This is a genomic window from Lactimicrobium massiliense (assembly GCF_900343155.1).
Taxonomy (GTDB): Bacteria; Bacillota_I; Bacilli_A; order Erysipelotrichales; family Erysipelotrichaceae; genus Bulleidia; species Bulleidia massiliensis.
The window spans coordinates 218,755-242,209 of record NZ_OUNG01000006.1 but is presented as its reverse complement, the minus strand read 5'-3'; the positions used below and the strand labels follow the sequence as shown (position 1 = coordinate 242,209).

Below are 23,455 nucleotides of genomic sequence, written 5' to 3'. Positions count from 1 at the left end.
ACGCATGAAAAAAAGCAGTGGATTTCTCCACTGCCAGAATGAGTTTTCAGAATGCCCAGAAATACATCAGCAGAATGTGTGCTGCCAGCATGATCAGAGCAACCGGAATCTGTGACTTGATAATGGCATACTTGTTTTTGGTTTCCAGCAGTGCCGCCGGCATGATGTTGAAGTTGGCAGCCATCGGTGTCATCAATGTACCGCAATAGCCTGCTGTCAGTCCAAGTGCACCAACCACAGCCGGGTTTGCGCCCTCGTTGATCAGGAAAGGAATACCGATACCGACGGTGATGACAGAGAATGCTGCAAAGCCATTGCCCATGATCATGGTGAATAATGCCATGCCAACGCAGTAGACGATGCAGGCAATCAGATGGGCATGGGCTGGAATGATGGCAGCGACACCGCTGGCAATGACATCACCTACACCAGCTGCGGTAAACAGTGCGCCAAGGGCAGACAGCAGCTGCGGCAGGAATGCCACGGCTCCCATGTTGTCCAGCAGTCTGTTGCCTTCGGTGATGATGGACTTTGCCGGTGCTTTTGTAATGGCCAGAACAGCAATGACACCGCAGACAGCCGAGACACCAATGGAGTTATTGGCAGAGACGATGCCAAGGAAGGAAAGCACCACAGATACCAGAGCCAGGATCAATGCCGGAATGAATACCTTGTATCCGACCTTGTCGGCATTGGCACGTGTTTCTTCACGGGTTGGCACATCGTTGTGTGTTTCTACGACGCCGCCTGTGGCTGTGATGACAGCTGTAGCGACAAGCAGGAAGCCGATCAGGGCTGGCGGTACATACGGTCCTACGATGAAGCAGACACCCATGATGCACCAGAAGATACCGGTTGTTGTATGCTTTTTGACGGATGTGTCACGGAATGCCTTGACACCATTGCTGATGAAGATCAAACCAATGATGATATAGAAGATTTCCTGCAGAACAGGATTATATTTTGCTGAGATCTCAGCAGGAACCAGTGTAATTGCCTGTTGAATCATTTTCCTGCCTCCTTTGCATATTTCTTATCGAGTGACTTGTCATACCACAGATAATAGCCGGCGCAAACAACCATGCAGATAATCGCAATCGGCCAGGAATTGATGGCAATCTGCAGCGCATCCACGTTCAGCCCCTGCGTTGTCAGTGTGTTGACGATCAGCAGTGTGCCGGAAGCGCCCATGAAGCAGTTCTGACCATAGAAGTTGCCGAAGTTTTCAGTACCAGCCGCAATACCTTTGAGGCGGTCCTCCTCTGCATCATCTTCGAGTACCTGGTCACCATAGCGGTTGGCAATGGCACCTTCGGACATCGGGAGAATGATCGGACGGATGAACTGTACATGGCCGCCCAGACGCAGTGAGAAAGCTGCAGACAATGTACGGATGACGGTCCATACTGCCAGCAGTCTGCCTACGGTCATAGACTTCATCTTCTTGATGAAATCCTTTGCTTTGTCACGCAGACCATACCGCTCACAGATACCAATGACGCCAACTGTCAAAGCAAACAGTGTTGCTGTACGGTTGGTGATGAAGGAACTTCCGAATGTTTCAAAAATTCCCATGAAGGTCATGGAGCCTTCTGCCACTGCAACAAGACCTGTCGCAATGCCAGCAGCCACAACCGTAGCAATTGTGTCCCACCGCAGGGCAAAGCCAATAATGACGATGAGAACACCGATCAGTTTTAAAAGACCCATAATTTATCCCCTTTCCAATCATTTTCGTAAAAATAAAACGAATTTACGAAAATGAAAGCACTGATAAGAATAATATAGCATCTTGTTTCAGGCTTTCAAAGAATTGTAAAGTCTTATTTGCGCTATAATTTCATGTGGAGGTGTATTTTATGAAAATTCTTGTAACTGGATTTGATCCATTTGGCGGCGAGCCAGTCAACCCTGCCATCGAATCTGTCAAGCGTCTGCCGGATGAGATTGCCGGTGCCCAGATTATCAAGCTGGAGATTCCAACGGTTATTTACAAATCCCTGGAAAAGATTGATGCCAAGATTGCGGAGTGTGATCCGGATGTCATTCTGTCGGTAGGACAGGCTGGCGGCAGGCCGGATATTACGGTTGAGCGTGTCGGCATCAACTGCAATGACTGCCGTATTCCTGATAATGAAGGCAATCAGCCGATTGATGAGCCGATCTATGCGGATGGACCGGATGCCTATTTCTCCAAGCTGCCGATCAAGGCAATGGTCAAGGCTGTCAATGCAGCTGGTATTCCGGCATCTGTTTCTGATACAGCAGGCACATTCATCTGCAACCATGTCTTGTATGGTGTCCGCTATATCTGTGAGCACAAGTATCCTGGCAAGCGGTCCGGATTTGTCCATATCCCGTATATGACAAGCCAGGCAGTCGGCAAGCGCGGTGTGCCTTCGATGAGTCTTGACGATATCGTCAAGGGTTTGACGGCGGCCATTGAAGCCATTGTCAAAAACGAGACAGATATCAAGGAAACCGGCGGTAAGATCTGCTGAAAAAAGATCCCGGATGGGATCTGAATTTAATGTATTTTCTTTGCTTTGGAAGCAGCCTTGCGCTGCTTTTTCTGTGCTTCCTTTTTCTGCAGATAATCACGCTGCTCTTTGGCAGCTGCCGCAAGTCCCCCGCCTCTGACCAGATGAACTGCCGAGACAAGACCGGCAATGGCCATGATCATCTCCAGGATACTGAAGGCAGTGCCTGCCCAGGCCCGTACAGCAATGGTGTAGTACAGTTGTGCAAGAGCGATCAGCAGATCGACATAGCTGGATGTTGTCAGCATCTTATCTTCATTGATCGGCAGAAAGACAAGCAATAATGACAGGGCCAGCACAATACCGGCAGTTCCTCTGTTATTGAAAAGAATCGTAAGCACACATGCTGCAATACCGTAACAGATTGACACCCATTTGTTATGTTCAATCTGTTTCTGCAGCAGGGCACTGGCCAGCATCATCAGGAAGTATACAGTACCTGCAAAAGCACTCTGATAGAAGAACATCAAGGCAAACAATGCTTCTGCCAGCAGCCTTGACTGATATGCCCTTTTCTCTTCGGAAAGGAATGGCGCAGCGATATACAGCAGGATGCCGATCACCCCGAACACACCGCCCATAAATGCATTTGACATCGTCATTTCATCATCCTCTGCATGTCATCAATCATATCATCGATCAGTCTTTCCTGATAGCCTGCCCTCTTCTTTGTCCGAATGTACTGGCATGCCTGTTTCAGTGATGGGCTTTTTATCCCGTCCAGCTCATGCAGGCGGCGCTCTGAGATCTCAATTTCAGAAATCGATTTTTCATAATCTGATGCGTCCATGTGCCAGGCATGGATAACATCAGGATGGCGCTGCAGCAGACGTTCTGTCATCAGTACGCCTTCCGGATCAAGATCAGAGCTGTAGTACATCTCAGCTTTTTCTTTTGCAAGCATATCGATCACCAGCAGGGAAGCTGTTTTCATTTGTCCTGATGTGCAGATCATGGACGCCTGCGGCAGGCGGCAGGCAATCTCACTGAAAACCATCTGGTTTTCCAGCAGAAAGATAGGTTTATGCACGGGTATCACGGAAGTGATGCCTTGCAGCTGTGACAAGGATACAAGATAGTATTCCTGCTTCCGCAGAAATCCTTCATAAGCAGGATGGCATCCATCGACTGTCATCAGATGGAATCCCTGCATGGTTGTAAAGCTGGAAATGGCATCGGGACGAATGCCCATGCGTATATACAGGTCAAGCTTCGTCTCACCATTCAGTTTTTCTGTTTCATCATGCAGGCAGTGCTGCAGCAGGTGCAGGAAGGTCTTCCCGGTTTCGTTTTCTGCATCAAGGCTGTGGGGATCACCTAGAGCATTCATGGCAAGTACAGAGAGCCGGATGTCATTTTTCTGCTGCTGCAGAAGCGCAAGTGCCCTGGCACAGGATACATAGACCTGTGGATTACTGACAGTACGGAAAGCAGCCATCGGCATTGCTTCCAACCACTGATAAGCATCCTGACAGAAGGATACCTTCCTCAGGGTATCTTCATAGACTGCCTGCTGTTGTTCCTTTTTCTGCTGTTTTCTTGTCCGGTTGGTAATCAGGTCTTCCTGATAGTAGCCGCAAAGAAGATCATATAAAGAAAGCGGTACGTACTTGGTTTTCTGGAGTGCAGATTCAAATTGGGACAGTGAAAAGCGAATTTCCTTTTCAGACAGAAATGTTTGCCCGAAAAAGCCGCCAAGATCATAACGTTCTTCTTCAGATGGTTTTTTCAGGATAACTCTGCCGCTGCTTTGTCCATAGGACTGCCACTTCTCCTTCATCTGTGCCATGGCTCTGTCAAAGCCATGATGACTGCGGAAGTAATTTACTGCATCATTATTCATCCAGCACCTTCTTTCTGCCATTCCAGTGGTAGAAAATTACGGTGATGTAATCTGCGTTTTCAGGCCGCAGCAGTTCGGCAATGCGCAGTGCACTGACCGTTTCATAGCAGCCCCATAGATACTGGGAATTCATGATGTAATCAAAGTCCAGTTCTGAGACAAGATGGAACATACTGCTGATGTTCTTGTCATCAACACCGGCAAACGCTTCATCAAGCGCTATGAGGCGGGGATGATCAGGGCGGAGTGATTTCTGATACTGGGCATTGACCGCCGCAAAAAGAGGAATATACATTGCCATTGCCTTTTCACCACCGGAAAATGTATTGAATGCGTGATCGGTCAGCTCTTTTTGTTGTTCGTTAACACGGGTATACATCATGCGGAATTCAAACCACTGGCGGTAATCAAGCGCATCCCGAACCATTTCCTGATAATTTATGGGAATGCCTGCATCAGCCGCTTCCTGCTTTCTTTCCTGAATATCATGGCGGAAATGGTCTGCGACCTTCTGAATATCTTCCTCTGTCAGTAAAGCATGATCACGGCTCAGGATGGATTCCAACTGATCAGCGGACAGTTCTCCTTCTTCCAGGTTTGTTCTGGGAAGCCAGCGCAGTGAAAAGGAAAGGCCCATGGATGAATCCATGTTTTTCATCAGTTTGGACATATCACGGATCCAGGTTCGGCTTTCAGAGATCTTCATCGTCAGTTTACGGCTGAGCGTATCGGAAAGAATGTTTTCAAACAGTTCCCTGTCCTTCTGCCGGATGATTTCCTCGTTTTCAGCAATATCCTGTTTAATTTCACGGCTGAAGTCCGTAATATCCATTTTTATAGCACCAAGCACTGCGGTAATAATGGTACGGCTGCGGATCAGGTCTGTACGCTCCGTCGGGCCAAAGCATTCGGCAGATTCGATACCTGTGGAGGAAAGATTTTCGATATGACGGCTGAAGGAATTGCTCAGCCGGGTATTGACTTCAGCTGGTTCACGCTGCAGTTCTGCCTTATCAACAGAACTGACCATCCTGCCTGCCTGGGACAGGATGGTATCATCATCCATTTCTCTTTCATCTTCCAGCAGATTCAATCGCATCTCTTCTAGATAATATTTTCTGGCCAGATCAAACTTTGTTCTGGCATCCTCCACCTGCAGACTGGCTTCTGCCAGCGCCTGCCGTTCATTTTTCAGCCATTCTTCCAGACGGACAAGCTCTTTGCCGGTATCATCACTTTCCTTCTTGATTTCACCCTGATGACGATATAATTCATCAATTTTACGGGCTGCCTTCTGACGATCAGGATCCTGCAGAATACGATCCTGGGTCTCGATCCTGTCCATGAGTCTTCTGACTTCAGCCTGATCTTTCCCCTGATGGTCAAGCTCAATGTCAAGCATTTCCTGCCGGCTTTCACTGTTTGCCTGCAAAAGAGATCTTCTCTCTTCTTCCTTGGCACGGTCTGTGGCGGCCATATGAAGGCTGTCTGCAGCATCACTGAAATTCCGGCATGCATCGAGGGCATTCTGATAGCCGCTGACGGTATGTACATACGGATACGGACGCATCAAAGCATTCACTTCCAGTTCAATACGCTTATACGCATCCTGCTTCTGATGGCGGATATCATCTGCCTGATCCATTCGGATCCGTGCCTGTGACACTTCTTTTTCAGCTTCTTTTGCTGTACGAATGGCCGTGTTGAGATCATCAATCTCCGGAGCGTGGTCTTTTTCCTGCTGCAGAATGGTTTGTCTTTGATGAAGCTGATCAAGCTGCTTCAGTATGTCATTGTACTTTTGCTTTGCTGCATCAATCTCTGCCTGCTTTGCTTCAATCTGCATCTGATGGACATGCCGGCGTCTGGCTGCACCGATGTATACGGCTTCATCCGTGTCATCTGTCTGCACCTTGCCTTCCAGAATGCCATTGCGGAAATAGCCGTCTTCCCGAACGATAAACTGACCGTTTGTCTGTGAGATACAGGACAGCACCCTGACTGTTTCCTGACGCAGAGATGATGACATCCCGGTATCAGCGATGTTAAACAAAGTGCATGGATCGCCAGGACTTTCTGCTTTGATAAAGGTATCTTCCTCAACCAGACGTCCGGCCTTTTCATACTGATCGTGAGGCACAATCAAAGCATCCAGCAGTCCGGCTGCCTGCAGCTGCTTTTCCAGCATTGCCTGCCGATGGATATCCTCAATCGCAAAATCAATAGCTTCATACATTGGAATGCAGTCGATCCCGGCTTCCTGCAGCTTCCTGCGAGAGCGGACAACCTGATCCCGGCGGGGCGGAACGGCTTCTTTCTGCTGCTGCAGAACCTCAAGCTCATCCTGTAATTTTTTCAGACTGGTTTTCTGATTTTTCAGATCTGCCTGCAGGCTTGTTTCCTGTTTGTTCAGGATGCCTGCCTGAGTTGTATAGATCTGCCCGGTCAGCTGAAGATAGCGGAGAAGATCTGTTTCATCATACTGGCGTATCAAAGACTGCAGCTGCTGCAGATACTGCTCACTGATCAGGTATTCCTGATTCGTCCGGGCAGCCTCATGCCATGCCTCAATCAGCTGATCACGGGCAAGATCACAGTCATTTTCTGCCTGGACCGCTGCTTTTGTCTGCTTTTGATAAACCTGCTGCAGATCTGTCCAGTTTTTTTCTGCTTCATCTGCCTGCGCAAAGGCCTGATCCTTTTCTTTCAGTCTGGCAAGAATCTGTTCAATCTGTCTTTGCAGATCAATGATTTCCCTGTGTGCCTGTTCATATAAAGCACGAACCTTTTCACTATTTGCAAATTGGGGAAATATGTCGGCGTGTGGGAAATGAACCTCCTTGTCAAGCTCATCCATCTGCTGCAAAGTTTTAGTCATCTGTGCATCAATGCGGTCAATTTCATAGCGGCTGCTGCGAATATCATTATCAAGCTGATGAATCTCTCCCTGCAGGGAATCAATCTTTTCATGGCGTTTTTCAATCCCGGCCTGAAGGCTGCTGACATCATTTCTGTCATTTTCACGCTGTTCCCTCGCCCGTTGAATCTCTCCGGCCGTTTCACGATATGCCGCAAGACGGTCATTGATGATTTTCAGCTCTTCTTCCATGCTTGCAAGCTTCTGGTTCTTTTCCTGCTGTTGCAAAGTATATTCTTTGATTTTTTCCTGATGTGCATCAATGGTACTTGTATACTGCTGCAGACTGTTTTGAGCCTGCAGATAGTTCTGTCCCTTGCGGGCAGCAATGTAGCGATTGTAACGGTTGTATTCCTCCAGAATATAACGCAGCTGAGCAGCCGTATTGCGCAGATCCGCCAGCTTTGCAGCAATGTTATCCATGTTTTCCATTGCTGTTACCATAGGGGCAAGATCATTGTCACTCAATGTCTGCAGAGAATCATTGAGGATGTCATAAACACGGGATGGTTTGAATTCTTTGGACAGCTTTGAGCCGCGGATCTTGATCAGCAGAGAAGTTAACTGGTCATACTGATCGATGCGTTCAAAGCCAAATAAATATTTGTTAACGGCTTCCTTGTATTCCTTCTGTGACTCGCAGAAGAAGTTATTGGTACCGATCATCTCTTTGCATTCCCGCTTGGATAAAGGAACATACGTACCGCCGCCAAGGTTTTTACAGAGTTCGCACCCCTGCTGACCAATACGTCTGCCATCCATCAGAACAAACCCCCAGAAATAGAGTCCCTGATGACCACGTACAGCCCGCTGGCCAATGCCAATGGTACGGTATTCATTGGTCTGCGGTCTGACAAATTCAAGATACAGATAGCCTGTTGATTCATCTTTGTCATGGACGCCAAGGAAATAGTACTCCATACGGCGGTCATTGGAGCCAAAAGGATCCAGGCGGCTTGGGGTACGGTCGCCATCAAGAATAAAAGGGATAAAGCTCTGGGTGGTAATGGATTTTCCTGATCCATTCTGTCCACGCAGGAGAATGTGGCCATGATCCAGATTGAAAACCTGATTGTCATACAGCCAGAAATTGACAAAGCCAAGCCGATTCATCTGCCAGCGGTTCACACTGTTTTCTTCCATATCTTTTTAGAACAGGGAGGTCTGCCTGTCCTCTGCCTCCTTTTTTCTGCGTCCTTTTTTCTTTTGCTCAACTGCCTGTTCAGGATGAAAGTCAGAGGGATAGCGGCCATTGAATTTCCATACCGCCGGCAGCAATCTGATTCTCCCTTCCTCTTTTTCTGCCATCATCCAGTCCATCATGCCCTGCAGAACATCATCTGCCAGCTTTTCTTTCGGCATTTCGCGATAGGTTTTACTCCAGGCAGCACGGTATTTGTCGGCACAGGCTGAGACAACTGATAAAAAAGTTTTTTCTGAGATGTGTGCCGTTCCATCCGTTTCAATACTGGCATGATCACGCAGCTGACTGCATACCAGCAGGATAATATCACTGCGCATGGAGCCATCCGGAAACTGGACACCATAACTGGTTTCGGAATTGTCATTTACAAGGAAAGCAGCACCACGATGCAGATCAAGACGGGAAGTAACGTTGTTATACAGGTTCGCGGCAACACTGCGCCGGTAATTTTTCAGATACAAGGCATCCTGATCATCATTGCTGTGCCAATAGACGGCCGGGTTTAGCAGCAGATTGCGGTAAATGCGTTTGACACGCTCATTTCCCCGGTTGGCATCAGAGCCGGCCTGCACATGGTTTTCATAATCTTCCGGTGTGTTAAAAGAGGATGTATCATAAGGATAATACACGGCAAAATAGCGTGATATACCCGTATTTTCATACAGCATTTCGGTGTTCCGGGAATCGTTCAAGGCATCCAGAGAACCTTCATGTAGAATGACAAGACCGGTATTTTCAGCAAACTGCATGACACGGATCAGGCTGCGGCGGGTCGAAAAGCTTGTCCAGTCTATTTCACTCCACGGCTTCAAATGCACTTCAATATTGTCGGTCAGCTCAGACAATAGAAACGGCTGTCTGTCCTGCAGATCTTCCAGAAAGATCAGCAGTGCACAAAACATCATATAATCCAGTTTACTTGTAAAAGATGTGACGCCCATAAAGCTCTGCGGATGAGCAGGAATCTTTTCCAGACGAATCAGACGTTCATTGCATACAAGCCGCCACCCCGGCAGATCAGCCGCAAAACGGCGGATGGCATCAACATCACGCCTCACCTTGTAATAGAGGTCTCTGTCCTTTTCCTTAACCACCCAGAATTTGTCCAAAAGTATCTGCAAACTGTTCATCATTCATCCTCAAACACAATGACATAGCAAGGCATGGTAAGATTCCCATCACGACACTGCAGTACGCATTGTCCATCTTCTTTCTGAAGGCGATAGCGGCTGCCATATTCAGTTCGGCCGACTCTGCTGGCAGTCATATTGGCCTGCGCGATCCAGCTTAACAGCATCATCCGAAGTTCCGGCGATATCACATCATGGATTTCTGCAAAAGACAGTCTGCCCTGATGAATGTATTTACTGACTTCCCTGCGCCTGCTCCCCAGTTCTTCCAGATAGGCCTGTCTTCTGGCTGCTTTCTGCAGTTCACTGGTACTGTAGGCAGCCCGTTCCATTCTGGGTTTATAGGTGCGGGAATGAGAAGAAAGCGTATAGACAAAGGGATCTTCTTCCTGCGTAGCGCTTGACAGGCTGTCAGTGCTGCGCTGCTGATCCACGCTGAAATGGCGCACCTGCATTGCCCCGAACAGAACTGCAGAAAGCTGATGGGCATGAAGCATATCATCGCAGGCATCAAACATCCCGATCCAGCGGGCATATTCATTACGGCGATTGATGCCCCAGTTCTGCAGTTGCACAATCAATGCAGCATTCTGGATAATCTTCTGAATGATGTCATTGGTAATATCCAGAATATGCATGGCTTCCGGCTGACGGCCGTCTTTTCTCAGAAACCAGCGTTCCAGACTGTCCCACTTCTGATAGATCTCCGTATGCAGGTCATGTTCCAGATGGTCATTCATCTCTTCCATTGGTCTGGGAATATCCAGCTCACTCTGTACGGTCAGTTGCAGTACCTGATGACAGATCGTCTCATCAATACTCTGCAGCAGACGGGCAATTGCCGACGCATGACTCTGCAATTCCATGATAAAATCACGCAGATAGGAAATAAAGCGATCCTTATGCATGAGAAACGCCATGCTTTTCAGAATCTTTTCACTCTTGGCCGAATAGAATTCATGCAGATAATCATTGGCATTATGGCTCATTGCCTCGAAGTTGATCATCAGATCATTCCACCATGCGTCCACGTCTTTTAAAGGAGCGGAAACCAGTGAATCCATCCGGCTCAGGGATTCCTCAATACGCCTGAAATAATTCGTAGTTAAAGATGCGGAATTCAGTGACAGTTTCTGCAGCCGCACGGTCAGTCTTTCCACCTCTATGGCTGCATCACTCATGGAGTAAGAAAACTGCTTATTACGGTATTCCGCAATTGTGTAAACATTTCGGGGCTCCTGTACGGCATCAAGGCTTTTCCATTCACTGAGCTGATTCAGATCCAGTTTCAGCTGATCGATGCTTAAATCATTGTAGACCGGGAATTCTGTCTTGAGCAACTGCATGACATCATCCGTATTCAGCCGGATTTCAACACGCTCATAAGCATGATAAAAAACACGCATAATCGCCCGATAGCGTTCAGCGTTATCAGCAGTCAGATAAGCAGTTTCACTGATGCGGTGCAGTTCTTCCATGTATTCTCCCTGTCATTAATACGGCTTTACTGACAAATACTGCTGCAGATCAGAAAGTCTTTCCTTTGTTTCATGATAGCCGCGCCAGTACAATTCTCCAAGCTTGTCCATATCGCTTTCAAAGCGGCGGATCGTAATTGGCTTCTCTGGTGCCAGCACAAAGATTCTTCCTGACCTTTCCAACTGATCTAGTCCATTCAATGAGATGTTGTATCTGGCATTCTGTTCATCCAGATCATAGACGGCTTCCGGCAGTTTGCGGTACATCTTGTTGATGGCAAGCGGACCGGCAATCTTCTTGCGGTATGCACGGTCACGGGTGCGGATGACAACGATCTTTTCATAACCCTCGGCCAGTGCCCATTCATAAGGGACGCGCACGCTGAGACCGCCATCGAGATACTGATCGCCATCGATTTCAACAGGTTTTGAGATATATGGTACCGTTGCGGATGCCTGTACAGCCTTGAAGATATCTGTACATTTTCCCTTCTCAAAATAGACTGGCTTTCCTGTTTCCAGGTTTGTTGCAACAGCGACAAATCTTCTGTCGGGATTTTCAAAGGCAGCCTGATCAAATCCCTCGCCCTGATGAAACAGTGTATCAAATGCATAGCTGAAGCCGGTGATGCCATGGTCATTTTTCATTGCCCCGATACCGCAATAATTCTGATCATTGCGATAGGTCAGATTCAGCCTGCCGGAAAAGCCGATCTGTCCGCTTACGTAGGCAAGACCTGACATGGCACCGGCGGAAACACCAATCGTGCAGTCCATATTGATGCCGTTTTCCATCAGGGCATCCAGTGCCCCCTGGGTATACAGGCCGCGCCAGGCACCGCCTTCCAGCACCATGCAGCCATGAAAAAGACCTCCGGCTGCCCTTCCCTTTGGCAGCTGATCCAGTCCACTGTAAACTTTCATCTCATATCCTCCTTCAGATGATGCCGAGCTGTTCCACCATCTTTGCAACGCCATCGTTCTCACAAAGATCTGCACTCAGATCAGCATGTTCTTTTACCCCATCCTTGGCATTGCCAAGGGCAACGCCGATGCCTGCTTTTTCGATAAATGGAATATCATTGCCGGCATCACCAAATGCCAGTACATTGTCCCACGAAAGGCCTTCATCATCCAGTACCCGCTGCACGGCAGTTGCTTTTGTCACATTGCGTGAGAAGACATCATAGCCATCCCGCTGCGACCAGGCAAAGATCAGATCGGGCAGTGTGTGGGAAAATGGCTCAATGACAGATTCATCACCAATGATAAATGTACCAAGCGGTGTACCGGCAGTCAGATGATGTGTTCTTTTCTCATCATCATTGATAACCAGTTTCCATTCTCTGGGGTTGCGGACATAACCCTTCATGAACTTGTCATAGTTGGCATAGGTCACGATGGCATCCTCAAACTTGAAGCCAAGACCGATGTCATGGGCAATACACAGATTGGTAATGGCATTCATATCTTCCAGAGACATCGGGTGTTTATCAATGACTTTGCCAGACCGGTCCACCAGGCAGGCTCCATTGATCGTGCCGATGATATCCATTGGCAGATCATCAAAGAAGCTCGGCGGTATGAACGTATAATGTCTGCCTGTGCAGATCATCAGCTGATAGCCATTGTCCATTGCCTTGTGCAAAGCCTTGACGGTATATCTGGACAAAGCATCATGACCAGCAGGTAAAAGGGTATTATCAATGTCACATACGATCAGCCGGATGTTACGAACATTTTCTCTCATTGCTTTGTAATCTCCTTCATTCAATGGTATTATTTTAACGTTACGTGCCCGTGGCGCAACTGGATAGCGTATTTGATTCCGAATCAAAAGGTTGTGGGTTCGAGCCCCATCGGGCGCACCATAAGTATTTGAAGAAAACCGTTTATTAAAGCGGTTTTTTCATTTGTGAAATAGTTTATGCACAGTTTTTCGCGCAATTCGCACACAGTTTTTCTGCTTTTCAAAAGAAAAAGCACTCAGTGTGCTTCCTCTTCATCAATAAAATTCAGATCTGTGCGCTGGCCATCATGAGCAATGACAGTGTTGGCGAAGATCGCCTTTACCTGATCTGCATACTGGTCGGGATCTATCATGCTGGGTGAATAATGGGTCAGCCAGAGCTGTCTGACATTTGCCTTTGCGGCAATGGCAGCTGTCTCATACATCATGCTGTGCTGGTTGAGTTTGGCTTTATCGGCTTTTTCGGGGTCGCCATACATACCTTCCCCAATGTAAAGATCCGCATCTCTGCAATAGGTTTCAAGTGCTTCTACAGGCCTTGTATCGGTACTGTAGACAACTTTGAGTCCCCTTCTTGCCTTGCCGCAGACCATATCCGGGGTATAGGTGACACCGTCCATTTCCACCGTATTCCCCTTCTGCAGCTGATTCCATGCTTTGAGCGGCACATGGTTGCTTTCCGCTTTGGCTTTATCAAAGCGCGGGCTGCGCCGGAGAATAAACTGATACGAATAGCATGGCACAGAGTGGCGCACAGCAAATGCTGTGATCTGCAGGCCTGCTTCTTTGAATTGTTCCTGGCGTTCTCTGATCTCATGATAATGGATGGGAAAAGGAACATAGCGGGCAATCATGGAAATGCCCTGCAATAGATCCGGCAGACCTTTTGGTCCATAGATTGTGATCGGATCGGTGCGGTCCGCCTTTGCCATGGACAGCAGCAGACCTGGCAGGCCGGCTGTGTGATCGGCATGATAATGGGTCAGCAGGATCGTATCGATATGCTTAACGGAGAAGCCCATGCCATGCAGCGCAATCTGGGTGCCTTCCCCACAGTCAATCAGTATCATCTTGCCATCACACCGCAGCAGGCACGATGTCAGCCATCGCTGGGGCAGCGGAACGGTTCCACCCGTTCCCAACAGACATACATCCAGCATGTCAGATTCCTTTCAGTATCTGCGACAGGCGCGGCATCAGCTGCTGCTTGCGGGAGATGATGTTGGCATCAAATCCGCTGTGCGCATCAAAGGTTGTCTGCAGCATGTCGCTGAGTACATAGCTCAGCGGTCCATAGTAGACAAACAAGGAGCCTTCACCCATCACATCCGTAAACAGCATGACCATCAGATCAAGACCATTGGCAGCCTGCTCCTTCTGCAGATTTTCCTTGAAGGCAGGCAGAATCTTCTGGACTTCTTCCATGTGGGAGTAGTTTGTCTGGCCAATGGCAAACTGAAAGCGGCCGATCTGGTAGGTCTTCAGGTCACGGTTGAGGATCTCATGCGGTGTGGAATCCTTCAGAGCAACTGAAGCACCAAGCATTTCTCTTGCATAGGCAGGCACATCATCAATGCCGGCAATCGGAGCCAGCCAGGATACAGCAAAACGGTCCTGATCGGTTGTGGTTGCACTCTTGAAATGGAGTGTGTCTGACAGAATGGCCGAGAGTAACAGGCCAGCCATGTCATGATCCGGCAGCATGCCGTTTTCCTGATACATGGACGCAATGATCGTGCATGTACAGCCTACTTTCTGGTTTCTGTAGAGAATCGGATGATCAGTCGTGATGCCGCCGATGTGGTGATGGTCGATGATCGCCAGCAAATTGGCGTTTTCAATGTGATTGATCGTCTGGTTCAGTGCAGAATGGTCAACCAGAACAAAATTACGGTGATGATAGTTGCGGGTATGGTAGCGGGAAATGCCACCGATGACTTTTCCATTTTCATCGAGCACCGGATAAGAGCGGACTCTGGAATTCATCATCTTGGCAGCTACATCTTCCACGTATTCTGTATCACGGAAAGTGATGATCTTTGTTGTCATGACCTGCTCGACACTGTAGCTTTCGGTGATGACTCTTGCTGTATTCATCGTATCGGCATCGGTTTCAATGATGGCAGTATGGTGTTTCTCTGCAAGATTCCTGACATCCTGGCTTACCTTCTGCCCACAGGTGATGACCAGACAAGCTGCTCCTGCCTCAATGACCATCTTCTGCTTGTCTTCACCGCTGGACAGTACACAGATACCATCCGCAAGGGAATACATACTTGCTTCCCTGCCCTCCAGGGTGATGATGTGCACTCTGCCATTGGAATGAAAATCAGGCATATCCAGCACAATGGTGCCGCCCACTGTATGGGCAATATTCTTCAAAGAACATGTGCTCATCAAAGAATCCAGATCTGCCTCCGGATGAATGCGAACCCGGGAGAGATCCGTGGTTGTACAGATGCCGGCAAGGCCGCCCTGATCATCTGTGACATACAGGGAGCGGTTTTGTGTCCGCAGCATCACGTGCCAGGCATGATGCACCGTCGCATCGTGGGGAATCATTGTCGGTGCATCCAGATCAATATCCTTCAGCATTGCTCTGGCATCTGTCAATAACAGCGGATTTTCCTGATGAAAACGGCGCAGAATAAACTTGGTTTCTTCATTGAGCGGTCCCTGCCGGCAGGCAATGGCATGATGGCCAAGCCGGTTGAGCAGATTGCTGTACGTCAGGGAAGCGCAGATGGAATCCGAATCAGGATGTTTGTGGCCGATTACATAGATATTGTCATTCATTGTGCATCCTCCTGCACGATGGAAAAGATATTCTTTTTGCGGTTTGTGGGAACAGGCCGTTTTTCATCCGGTACGCCGATAGCCAGAGCCCCAACAGCAAAATAGTCATCCGGTACACCAAGTGCTCCTGCCAGCTTGTCATAGGCCGGGCAGTTGAATACTTCCGAGACAAAGTTGATGTAGCATGACCCAAGTCCGATGGCTTCGCATGCATACATGATATTTGCCAGGGCAAAGATTGTATCCCTGACTGGCTCCAATGCCTTTTTGTCGGCAAAGGCACATAACAGCAGCGGCGCATTGTAGCAGTTTCCTGCTGGTTCATGAAGCTGCTCGATCTGGTGAATAATCTGTTGATTTTCAATGGCACAGAAGAACCACGGCTGCTCGTTGCGGGCACTGGGAGAAAGCTCGGCTGCTTCCTGCAGCAGTGCCAGCTGCTGTGATGTGACTGGGACTGGCTGAAAGCGGCGGATGCTGCGGCGGTTTCTGATCAGATCCAGACAGATCTCAGTACGAGAGGATTTCATTGCCGGTTTCCGTAATCAGAATGGTGTGTTCCCACTGTGCAGAATCGCTGCCATCCTTTGTGTAAATTGTCCAGTCGTTATAGGGGTCAATGACAACTGCGGCTTTGCCGGCATTGATCATTGGCTCAATCGTGATCACCATGCCCGGTACCAGCACCATGCCGGTGTGGGCTTTGGCAATGTGGGCAACAAACGGATCCTCATGGAAGCCGTTGCCAACGCCATGTCCGCCCAGTTCACGGACGACGCTGTATCCCTGATGATGTGCATATTTGGCAATGGCAGCACCGATATCACCGACGGTGTTCCAAGGCTTGGCTGCTTCCATGCCGATCTCAAGACACTTCTTTGTCTCAGCAACAAGTCTTTCCCTTGCTGGAGAAACCTTACCGATCATGAACATGCGGCTGGCATCGCCATAATAGGAATGATAGATTGTCGTGCAGTCCACGTTGATAATATCGCCGTCATGAATCTTGCGGTGGCGGGCCGGGATGCCATGGCATACTTCATCATTGATGGATGTGCAGACATTCTTCGGATAGCCCTCAAAGCCAAGGCATGCACAGATGGCATCATTGTCTTTGGTCACTTTGGCGACAATATCATCGATCTCCTGGGTGCTCATGCCGTCATGAATCTCTTTTGCGACGGCATCGAGTACCAGCGTATTGATGCGGCCTGCTTCACGGATGCCGGCAATCTGGGAAGGCCGCTTGATCAGCTTCTCATCCGGCACTTCCATATGCTGCTGACGGCAATGCTCCATATGTTCCAGAATATGTTCCGGAATTGGTTCACTCTTAAAATAACTTTCTTTTAATTCCTCATCTGTCATTGATATATCTCACTCTTTTCTATCTGTACTGCCGAATCCGCCGGTGCGCTTTGTGCTGACATCATCATCTTCGCTGATGCCAAATGGCACAAAGATCCCCTGCATAAAGGCCTGTCCTGCTGACAGTTCCAGCATCTTGCCATCAGATTCATTGGTCATTCTGGCAAAGATGTGGCCTTCATTGTCAGCCTGATAATAGTCACTGTCAATCACTCCGACCGTGTTATCGAGCCGCAGTCTGTATTTAAAGCCAAGCGAACTGCGCGGAAACAGCAGAAATACGTAGGCCGGATCCATTTTAACACGGATCCCGGTCGCCACCAGAACACTCTGCCCCGGGGCGATCCGGATATCATACGGCATGCAGAAATCATAGCCTGCTGAACCGGCGGTTGCCCTTTCCGGCAATACAATGGCTTCATATGCTGCCTGGACATCACCGGTAAAGCCGGCTTTTTCTGCACCTTTGACAAACTGGCCGAAACTGACCTTTTCGAATTTTCCTACTGCCTGTCTCATTCCTGTGAAAACTCCTTCATCCACATATAGATAAAATCGGCAGCTGCCTTTTCAAACGGATACAGGGTCAGAACGGTATTCTCATTGGCAAAGACATGATCCGGATAAAAATCCGCATGCAGCAGCCGGGCGATGGTTTCCTTCTGATCCAGCATCGTGCCAAGCTGACTGAATCCGTTTGGCTTATAGGAAAAATCTTCTTTTGCACAATCCGCAAATGATGCAAAGATCAGATTGCGTGCTTCCTTCAGTGTATACACCTTTGTTTCCTCAGCCTGGATCAGATCCAGCAGGAAGTCCATCATGCCTTCAAAGTAATTCTGCGGCTTGAGATACGGCAGCTGCATCCTGCTTTTCAATGTATCGGTGATAAAGGTATCTGAACGCAGACGGTCATTGATCATACCCGCCTGCTTGATGCGTGCTTCCAGCAGTTCGACATTGACATACCAGCGGTCAAAGAAATGCGGCCGGTGATACAGTGTGAATGTATACTTGTATCCCTTATAGCGGTCAAACATTTTGCCGGCATCATTGTAGCCAAGTGTGAACAGACGGTTCAGACGTTCCCGGGAGAAGTCCAGGAAGTCACCGGTTTCACTCTTGGGAAACATGTAGCGGATGTTTGCCCTGCCAACATAGCCGGGATGGTTTGGTGAATGGTTGAGGTCCATGACCAGTACTTCATCTGCGCCTAACCGCAATGCAAAGTCGATCGGACAGTTATCAAAATAGCCGCCGTCCACATAGTCAGTGCCGTCAATATTGCGCATTGGAAAAGCCGGGTAGGCACTAGCGGTAGCGACCAGCCAGTCTTCGCCATGTTCTTTCATCATGTCTTTGGTTACATAAACGCCTTCATGCCCTTTTGCTGTGGCAGCGATGCAGCCAAAATCGATTGGTGAAGAGAAGAATCTATCCGGATTGTACAGTTCATGCACGCGGCTCAGGAATGGTGAAATATCCAGTCCCTGGTCCTTGACATATTTGCGCAGTTCCTTGATGAATGCATCGCGTTCATTGAAGATTGTGCGCAGGTTCATGTCTGCCGGTGACATGCCGTTGAGGATCATATCCACAGACAGGTTGTCATACAGGGCAAACAGTTTATCGTAGTCTTTCTGCACGACCAGGCATGCATTCAGGGCCCCGACCGATGTGCCGGTCACAATATTCCAGTCATTCCGTCCCATTTCAATCAGGGCTTTGATGGCGCCGGCCTGATAGGCGCCTCTGGTGCCGCCGCCCGCCATTACGAGTGCTTTCTTCATATCTGCAGTCCTTTCTTGTATTCTCTCACTGACATTTTAGCATCCTGTGCCCTCATTTCTGATTCCATCCTGCAAAATGTGCAATTCAGGATATAATATCTTCCGGAGGTTTTGACTATGAAACTGAATGTTGGTGTCTTCTTCGGCGGCGAGTCCGTCGAGCATGAAGTCTCCGTGATTTCCGGCCATCAGGCCATGGCTGCCCTGGACCCGGAAAAATACAATGTAATTCCCGTTTATGTTGCCAAAAACAGAAAGCTGTATGTGTCTGATCTGCTGAACGACATCAGCAATTTCCGTGACCTGAATGCCCTTGTGTCCAAGTGCACACAGGTCATGCTTGCCAATGTAGACAATCAGGTACAGATTCTGCCGGTCAAGCATTCGATGTTCGGACCGAAGAATCTTGGCACGATTGATGTCGCCATCCCGGTGATGCATGGCACCAATGGTGAAGACGGCACCATTCAGGGTTTCTTTGAAATGCTGAAAGTGCCGTATGCAGGCTGCGATCTGTATGGGGCTGCAGTCGGTCAGGATAAGGTTCTCATGAAGCATATTCTCCACGATGCCGGTCTGCCGATGACTGACTGGTTCTGGGTCTATGGCTCTGAGATGGATACGAATCAGGATGAAATCCTGAAAAAGGTGCATCAGCTGATTTATCCGGTGATTCTGAAGCCGGCAAGAACAGGCTCTTCGGTAGGCATTGCCATTGCCCATAATGATGAAGAGTATCTGTCCTGCTTTGAAGATGCCCGCCAGTATGATGAGAAAGTCATTACGGAAAAGGTTGTCAAGCCGATGCGTGAGATCAACTGCTCTGTATTGGGTGATGGCCATCATTGTGAGGCTTCTGTGCTGGAAGAGGTTACCAAGCAGTCTGCTGAGGACAATATGCTTGATTTCAAGGACAAGTATATGGGCAACGCCAAGGGTTCTGCCAAGGGCGGCGTCAAGTCCGGTGCTTCCAAGGGTATGGCAAGCACAGCCCGCAGAGTGCCGGCGCCGTTAAGCAAAGAAGAAACCGAGATGATTCAGAAGTATGCCAGACAGACATTTGAAGTGCTGGGTGCTTCTGGTGTATGCCGCATCGACTTCATGATGGATGCGGAAACAAAGCATATCTATGTCAATGAGATCAATACCATTCCAGGTTCCCTTGCCTTCTATCTCTGGGAAGCAGGCGGTGTATCTTTCCCGCAGCTGATGGACAGACTTGTGCAGCAGGCACTGGACAGAGAAAGAAGAAGATCCCGTATGACCTTCTCATATGAGACAAACCTGCTGGCAAACTATTCTGCTCAGGGTGTCAAGGGTGCCAAGGGCGTAAAGTAAACAGATTTCTGAAAAGATGCTGTCACAGCATAATTGCTGCAGCAGCACCTTTTTTTACATCAGATTTTCGTCATAGATGGCGCGCTGGCCGCCAACATACTTTGGTCTTCTGCGGGCACAGATGATATGCGCGGCGCCGATATGGTCAAATGAAATTCTGACTGGTACCACGACCGGATGGATATGCATGCCGATCAGGGTGCCGCCGATATCAATGCCGGCAGATGCTCTGGCATTGAGGCTTTCAACAAGTACCGGATGATGCATATGCGCATATGCCTGGGTGCCAAAAGCACCGCCGGCATGGTTTGGCTGAGGGATCGCATTGACCTGTTCAAGATCATATTTTTCCATGCATTCTGCTTCTACAACAAGTGCCCGGTTGAGATGTTCGCAGCACTGGGCAGCCAGGTAGAGTTCATGTTTCTTCAGGACGCTGGCAATGCCTTCATACAGCTGCGCGGCTGTATCCATCGAACTGTGGGTGCCGATCTTTTCACCAAGCACCTCACTTGTTGAGCAGCCGACCACAAAGATATCCCCTGGTTTCAGATGGGCCTGGGCAAGAATCTCTTCCACTGCTCTGGCTGCCTGTTCCCGTATATTCATTTCTTCCATGGTGCACACTTCCTTTCCCTATCATGATACTATGTGCCTCCGGATGTGTGGCAAAGGTTTGTCTTTTGCATGCATGATTTCTGCTATAATTGAGAAAAAGGAGTTTTGTGAAATGTCAACACCTCATAACAGTGCAGCGCCTGGCCAGATCGCTAAAACCGTTCTGATGCCGGGTGATCCGCTTCGTTCTAAATTCATTGCTGAGCACTTTCTCGACAATCCTGTGCTGGTTAACAATGTGCGCGGTGTACAGGGGTATACCGGCAGCTATCATGACGTACCGGTTACCGTCATGGCCAGTGGAATGGGCATGCCTTCAATTGGCATCTATTCCTGGGAATTGTTCAAGTTTTATGATGTCGACAACATCATCCGGGTTGGTTCTGCCGGTGCTTATACTGCTGATCTGAACCTGTTTGATGTCTTCCTGGCAGATGCAGCTTATTCGGAAAGCACCTATGCCCTTGTGCAGGGCGGCAATACCGCCCATACGCTGTATCCTTCTGCTGCATTGAATGCAAAGCTGGAAAAGGCAGCCGCAAAGCTTGGCATTGAACTGCATGAAGGCACGACCCATTCTTCGGATGTGTTCTACCGTGCCAATGATGGCTATCTGCAGGATGTGATTTTAAATCATCACTGCAAGGTTGTGGAAATGGAAAGCTTTGCCCTGTTTGCCAATGCGGCAGTTCTGCATAAGAATGCGGCGACAATTCTGACGGTGTCAGATTCTTTTGTGACACATCAGGAAACAACCCCGCAGGAGAGAGAAGAAAGTTTTACAAGGATGATGCAGGTAGCGCTGGAAGCTGCTGCAGATCAGAGCTTGTGATGCTGACTGTACAACACTACAATAAGAGCAGAGGAAAAAATGGTCTATTGGGGACCGGGAGGTAATCATGTTACGAATTGGAATGCTTACCAGCGGCGGTGACTGTCAGGCACTGAATGCTGCGATGCGCGGCGTGTTCAAGGGTGTGATGAACAATGCCAAGGAACCAGTAGAGTTTTATGGCTTTGAGGATGGCTACAAGGGAATGATCAATTCCCGTTTCCGCCTTCTGACAGAGGATGATTTCTCGAATATTCTGACTGTCGGCGGTACGATTCTTGGCACTTCCAGAACACCGTTCAAGGAGATTCACAATCCCCTGCCGGATGGCCGTGACAAAGTGGAGTGCATGAAGCAGACGTATTATAAGCTGCAGCTTGACTGCCTGGTTATGCTGGGCGGCAATGGCTCTGCCAAGACTGCCAACCTTCTTTCTGAAGAAGGACTGAATGTGATCACCCTGCCGAAGACAATCGATAATGATCTGTGGGGCACAGATATGACATTTGGTTTCCAGTCCGCTGTGGATATTGCGACACGCTGCATTGATGAGATTCATACAACTGCATCCTCACATGGCCGTGTGTTCATTGTTGAAGTGATGGGCCACAAAGTTGGATGGCTGCCGTTGAATGCGGGCATTGCCGGTGGTGCTGATATCATTCTGCTGCCGGAGATCCCGTATGATCTGGATAAGATTATTGATGTGATTGAAACACGTGACCGTCAGGGCAAGCGGTTTACGATCATGGCTGTTGCAGAGGGTGCTATTTCCAAGCAGGATGCACGGCTGAGCAAGAAAGATTACCGCAAGAAGCTGGAAAAGTATACATTCCCTTCTGTTTCGTATGAACTGGCAGATCAGATTACCAAGAAGACCGGCCGAGAAGTGCGTGTGACGATTCTCGGCCACATTCAGCGCGGCGGCACGCCGGTTGCGTATGACCGTGTCTTTGCATCAAGGCTTGGTGCAGAGGCTGCAAGACTGATTCTGAAGAAGAAGTATGGTGTCATGGTTGCCTATAAGAACCGTGAGATGACAACCGTTCCGCTGGCAGAGGTCGCTGGCAAGCTGAAATATGTAGATCCTAATGCAGAGATCATCAAGGAAGCCAAGTCGATCGGCATCAGCTTTGGTGACTGATACAAAAAAGGAGACAGCTACGGCTGTCTTTTATTGTGCTGTTTATGACTGCACTCTTGGAAGTGACCAGCGGTAGCGGGCTGCCAGCAGGCGGATGAGCACGATGATGCCGGTGCCAATATAGATCGCTGTATAGGGATCACTGTGGCGGAAAAGATACAAAGAAATCAGTGCCCCGGCAATAGAAGCCACGGCATAAACATGCTTGGAGAAAATCTCCGGCAGGATATGGATGGATACATCTCTGAGAAAGCCGCCGCCTACACCAGTGACAACACCGGAGAAAATGACCAGGAATCCATTGTCTGCGGAAAATCTGGTGATGGCAGTATACATGCCTGCGGTTGTGAACACGCCAAGGCCGATCGAATCTCCTAACAGAAGGATTACCCGGAAAGAATGGTTGTTCATGGAGGTGCCGGAGCGGATTTCATCTCTGGCAATCAGAAATACAACAACAGAAATCAATGCCGCCGTGAGGACATACATGGAGTTGACGAACGCAATCGGCGGAAAGATGCCAAGGATGATGTCACGGATGACACCGCCGGCAGTGGCAGTCATCACGCCAAGGGCAATGATGCCGAACAGATCAAGGCCGGCATGGACAGCTGTAATGGCACCGCTGATGGCAAAGGCAGCCGTACCAATCATTTGGAATACAGTCAGAAAATCTTCCATATGAAAAAACCTTCTTCCCTATTGTA

The 23,455-nt window shown here is 48.8% G+C and carries 21 protein-coding genes and 1 tRNA gene; 5 read left to right on the top strand and 17 right to left on the bottom strand.

Going from position 1 to position 23,455, the window contains the following annotated elements; genetic code table 11:
* Positions 1-46: 46 nt before the first annotated feature.
* Positions 47-1,009, bottom strand: a complete 963-nt coding sequence (locus DHU66_RS11775; protein WP_108776129.1) for a DUF979 domain-containing protein — start codon at positions 1,007-1,009, stop codon at positions 47-49.
* Complete coding sequence (locus tag DHU66_RS11770) at positions 1,006-1,710, bottom strand: DUF969 domain-containing protein (protein WP_108776128.1); 705 nt, start codon at positions 1,708-1,710, stop codon at positions 1,006-1,008. The genes DHU66_RS11775 and DHU66_RS11770 overlap by 4 nt, the downstream gene beginning before the upstream one ends.
* A 149-nt stretch (positions 1,711-1,859) precedes the next feature.
* On the opposite strand from DHU66_RS11770, the gene pcp reads away from it, so the two are divergent.
* Positions 1,860-2,501 (top strand): pyroglutamyl-peptidase I, encoded by a 642-nt coding sequence (pcp, locus tag DHU66_RS11765; RefSeq protein ID WP_108776127.1) that lies wholly within the window; start codon positions 1,860-1,862, stop codon positions 2,499-2,501.
* Positions 2,502-2,527: 26 nt separating this feature from the next.
* On the opposite strand, the gene DHU66_RS11760 is transcribed toward pcp, so the two are convergent.
* Genes DHU66_RS11760 through DHU66_RS11730 form a run of 7 tightly spaced genes read right to left on the bottom strand, consistent with a single transcriptional unit; the run spans position 2,528 to position 12,862 of the window.
* The gene (locus tag DHU66_RS11760; protein ID WP_108776126.1) at positions 2,528-3,142 is read right to left on the bottom strand and encodes a hypothetical protein; all 615 of its coding nucleotides are present in this window, start codon (positions 3,140-3,142) and stop codon (positions 2,528-2,530) included.
* Positions 3,139-4,383: a TIGR02679 domain-containing protein gene (locus DHU66_RS11755; RefSeq protein WP_167836380.1), complete on the bottom strand. Its 1,245-nt coding sequence runs from the start codon at positions 4,381-4,383 to the stop codon at positions 3,139-3,141. The genes DHU66_RS11760 and DHU66_RS11755 overlap by 4 nt, the downstream gene beginning before the upstream one ends.
* Complete coding sequence (locus DHU66_RS11750) at positions 4,376-8,443, bottom strand: TIGR02680 family protein (protein WP_108776124.1); 4,068 nt, start codon at positions 8,441-8,443, stop codon at positions 4,376-4,378. The genes DHU66_RS11755 and DHU66_RS11750 overlap by 8 nt, the downstream gene beginning before the upstream one ends.
* A gap of 6 nt (positions 8,444-8,449) precedes the next feature.
* Positions 8,450-9,637 carry a TIGR02678 family protein gene (locus DHU66_RS11745; RefSeq protein WP_108776123.1) on the bottom strand — a complete coding sequence of 396 codons (1,188 nt, stop codon included), beginning with the start codon at positions 9,635-9,637 and terminating at the stop codon, positions 8,450-8,452.
* Entirely contained in the window at positions 9,634-11,112 is a 1,479-nt protein-coding gene (locus DHU66_RS11740; RefSeq protein WP_108776122.1) for a TIGR02677 family protein, read from the bottom strand. Before DHU66_RS11740 ends, DHU66_RS11745 begins: the two co-directional genes overlap by 4 nt.
* A gap of 15 nt (positions 11,113-11,127) precedes the next feature.
* Positions 11,128-12,036 (bottom strand): patatin-like phospholipase family protein, encoded by a 909-nt coding sequence (locus DHU66_RS11735; protein ID WP_108776121.1) that lies wholly within the window; start codon positions 12,034-12,036, stop codon positions 11,128-11,130.
* Positions 12,037-12,049: 13 nt separating this feature from the next.
* Complete coding sequence (locus tag DHU66_RS11730) at positions 12,050-12,862, bottom strand: HAD family hydrolase (RefSeq protein WP_108776120.1); 813 nt, start codon at positions 12,860-12,862, stop codon at positions 12,050-12,052.
* Between the two features lie 44 nt (positions 12,863-12,906).
* Here DHU66_RS11730 and DHU66_RS11725 point away from each other — a divergent pair.
* Positions 12,907-12,983, top strand: a tRNA-Arg gene (locus DHU66_RS11725).
* A 115-nt stretch (positions 12,984-13,098) separates the two neighbouring features.
* On the opposite strand, the gene DHU66_RS11720 is transcribed toward DHU66_RS11725, so the two are convergent.
* Genes DHU66_RS11720 through DHU66_RS11695 form a run of 6 tightly spaced genes read right to left on the bottom strand, consistent with a single transcriptional unit; the run spans position 13,099 to position 18,816 of the window.
* Complete coding sequence (locus tag DHU66_RS11720; protein ID WP_108776119.1) at positions 13,099-14,022, bottom strand: ribonuclease Z; 924 nt, start codon at positions 14,020-14,022, stop codon at positions 13,099-13,101.
* A 1-nt stretch (position 14,023) separates the two neighbouring features.
* Complete coding sequence (locus tag DHU66_RS11715) at positions 14,024-15,658, bottom strand: putative manganese-dependent inorganic diphosphatase (protein WP_108776118.1); 1,635 nt, start codon at positions 15,656-15,658, stop codon at positions 14,024-14,026.
* Complete coding sequence (locus DHU66_RS11710) at positions 15,655-16,188, bottom strand: nitroreductase family protein (RefSeq protein ID WP_108776117.1); 534 nt, start codon at positions 16,186-16,188, stop codon at positions 15,655-15,657. Before DHU66_RS11710 ends, DHU66_RS11715 begins: the two co-directional genes overlap by 4 nt.
* Positions 16,169-17,026 (bottom strand): type I methionyl aminopeptidase, encoded by an 858-nt coding sequence (gene map / locus DHU66_RS11705; RefSeq protein ID WP_108776116.1) that lies wholly within the window; start codon positions 17,024-17,026, stop codon positions 16,169-16,171. The genes DHU66_RS11710 and map overlap by 20 nt, the downstream gene beginning before the upstream one ends.
* Before the next feature lie 9 nt (positions 17,027-17,035).
* Positions 17,036-17,545, bottom strand: a complete 510-nt coding sequence (locus DHU66_RS11700) for a dCTP deaminase/dUTPase family protein (protein WP_108776115.1) — start codon at positions 17,543-17,545, stop codon at positions 17,036-17,038.
* Complete coding sequence (locus tag DHU66_RS11695; protein ID WP_108776114.1) at positions 17,542-18,816, bottom strand: patatin-like phospholipase family protein; 1,275 nt, start codon at positions 18,814-18,816, stop codon at positions 17,542-17,544. Before DHU66_RS11695 ends, DHU66_RS11700 begins: the two co-directional genes overlap by 4 nt.
* A 117-nt stretch (positions 18,817-18,933) precedes the next feature.
* Here DHU66_RS11695 and DHU66_RS11690 point away from each other — a divergent pair, with 117 nt between their 5' ends.
* The gene (locus DHU66_RS11690) at positions 18,934-20,154 is read left to right on the top strand and encodes a D-alanine--D-alanine ligase family protein (protein ID WP_108776113.1); all 1,221 of its coding nucleotides are present in this window, start codon (positions 18,934-18,936) and stop codon (positions 20,152-20,154) included.
* 54 nt (positions 20,155-20,208) lie between these two features.
* On the opposite strand, the gene DHU66_RS11685 is transcribed toward DHU66_RS11690, so the two are convergent.
* Positions 20,209-20,772: a TIGR01440 family protein gene (locus tag DHU66_RS11685; protein WP_108776112.1), complete on the bottom strand. Its 564-nt coding sequence runs from the start codon at positions 20,770-20,772 to the stop codon at positions 20,209-20,211.
* Between the two features lie 112 nt (positions 20,773-20,884).
* Between DHU66_RS11685 and deoD the strand changes: the two genes are divergently transcribed.
* Positions 20,885-21,604 (top strand): purine-nucleoside phosphorylase, encoded by a 720-nt coding sequence (deoD, locus tag DHU66_RS11680; RefSeq protein WP_108776111.1) that lies wholly within the window; start codon positions 20,885-20,887, stop codon positions 21,602-21,604.
* Between the two features lie 67 nt (positions 21,605-21,671).
* Positions 21,672-22,748, top strand: coding sequence for a 6-phosphofructokinase (locus DHU66_RS11675; RefSeq protein ID WP_108776110.1), 1,077 nt, complete (start codon positions 21,672-21,674; stop codon positions 22,746-22,748).
* A 42-nt stretch (positions 22,749-22,790) separates the two neighbouring features.
* Here DHU66_RS11675 and DHU66_RS11670 read toward each other — a convergent pair whose 3' ends face one another.
* Positions 22,791-23,429 carry a trimeric intracellular cation channel family protein gene (locus DHU66_RS11670; RefSeq protein WP_108776109.1) on the bottom strand — a complete coding sequence of 213 codons (639 nt, stop codon included), beginning with the start codon at positions 23,427-23,429 and terminating at the stop codon, positions 22,791-22,793.
* Positions 23,430-23,455 lie beyond the last annotated feature (26 nt).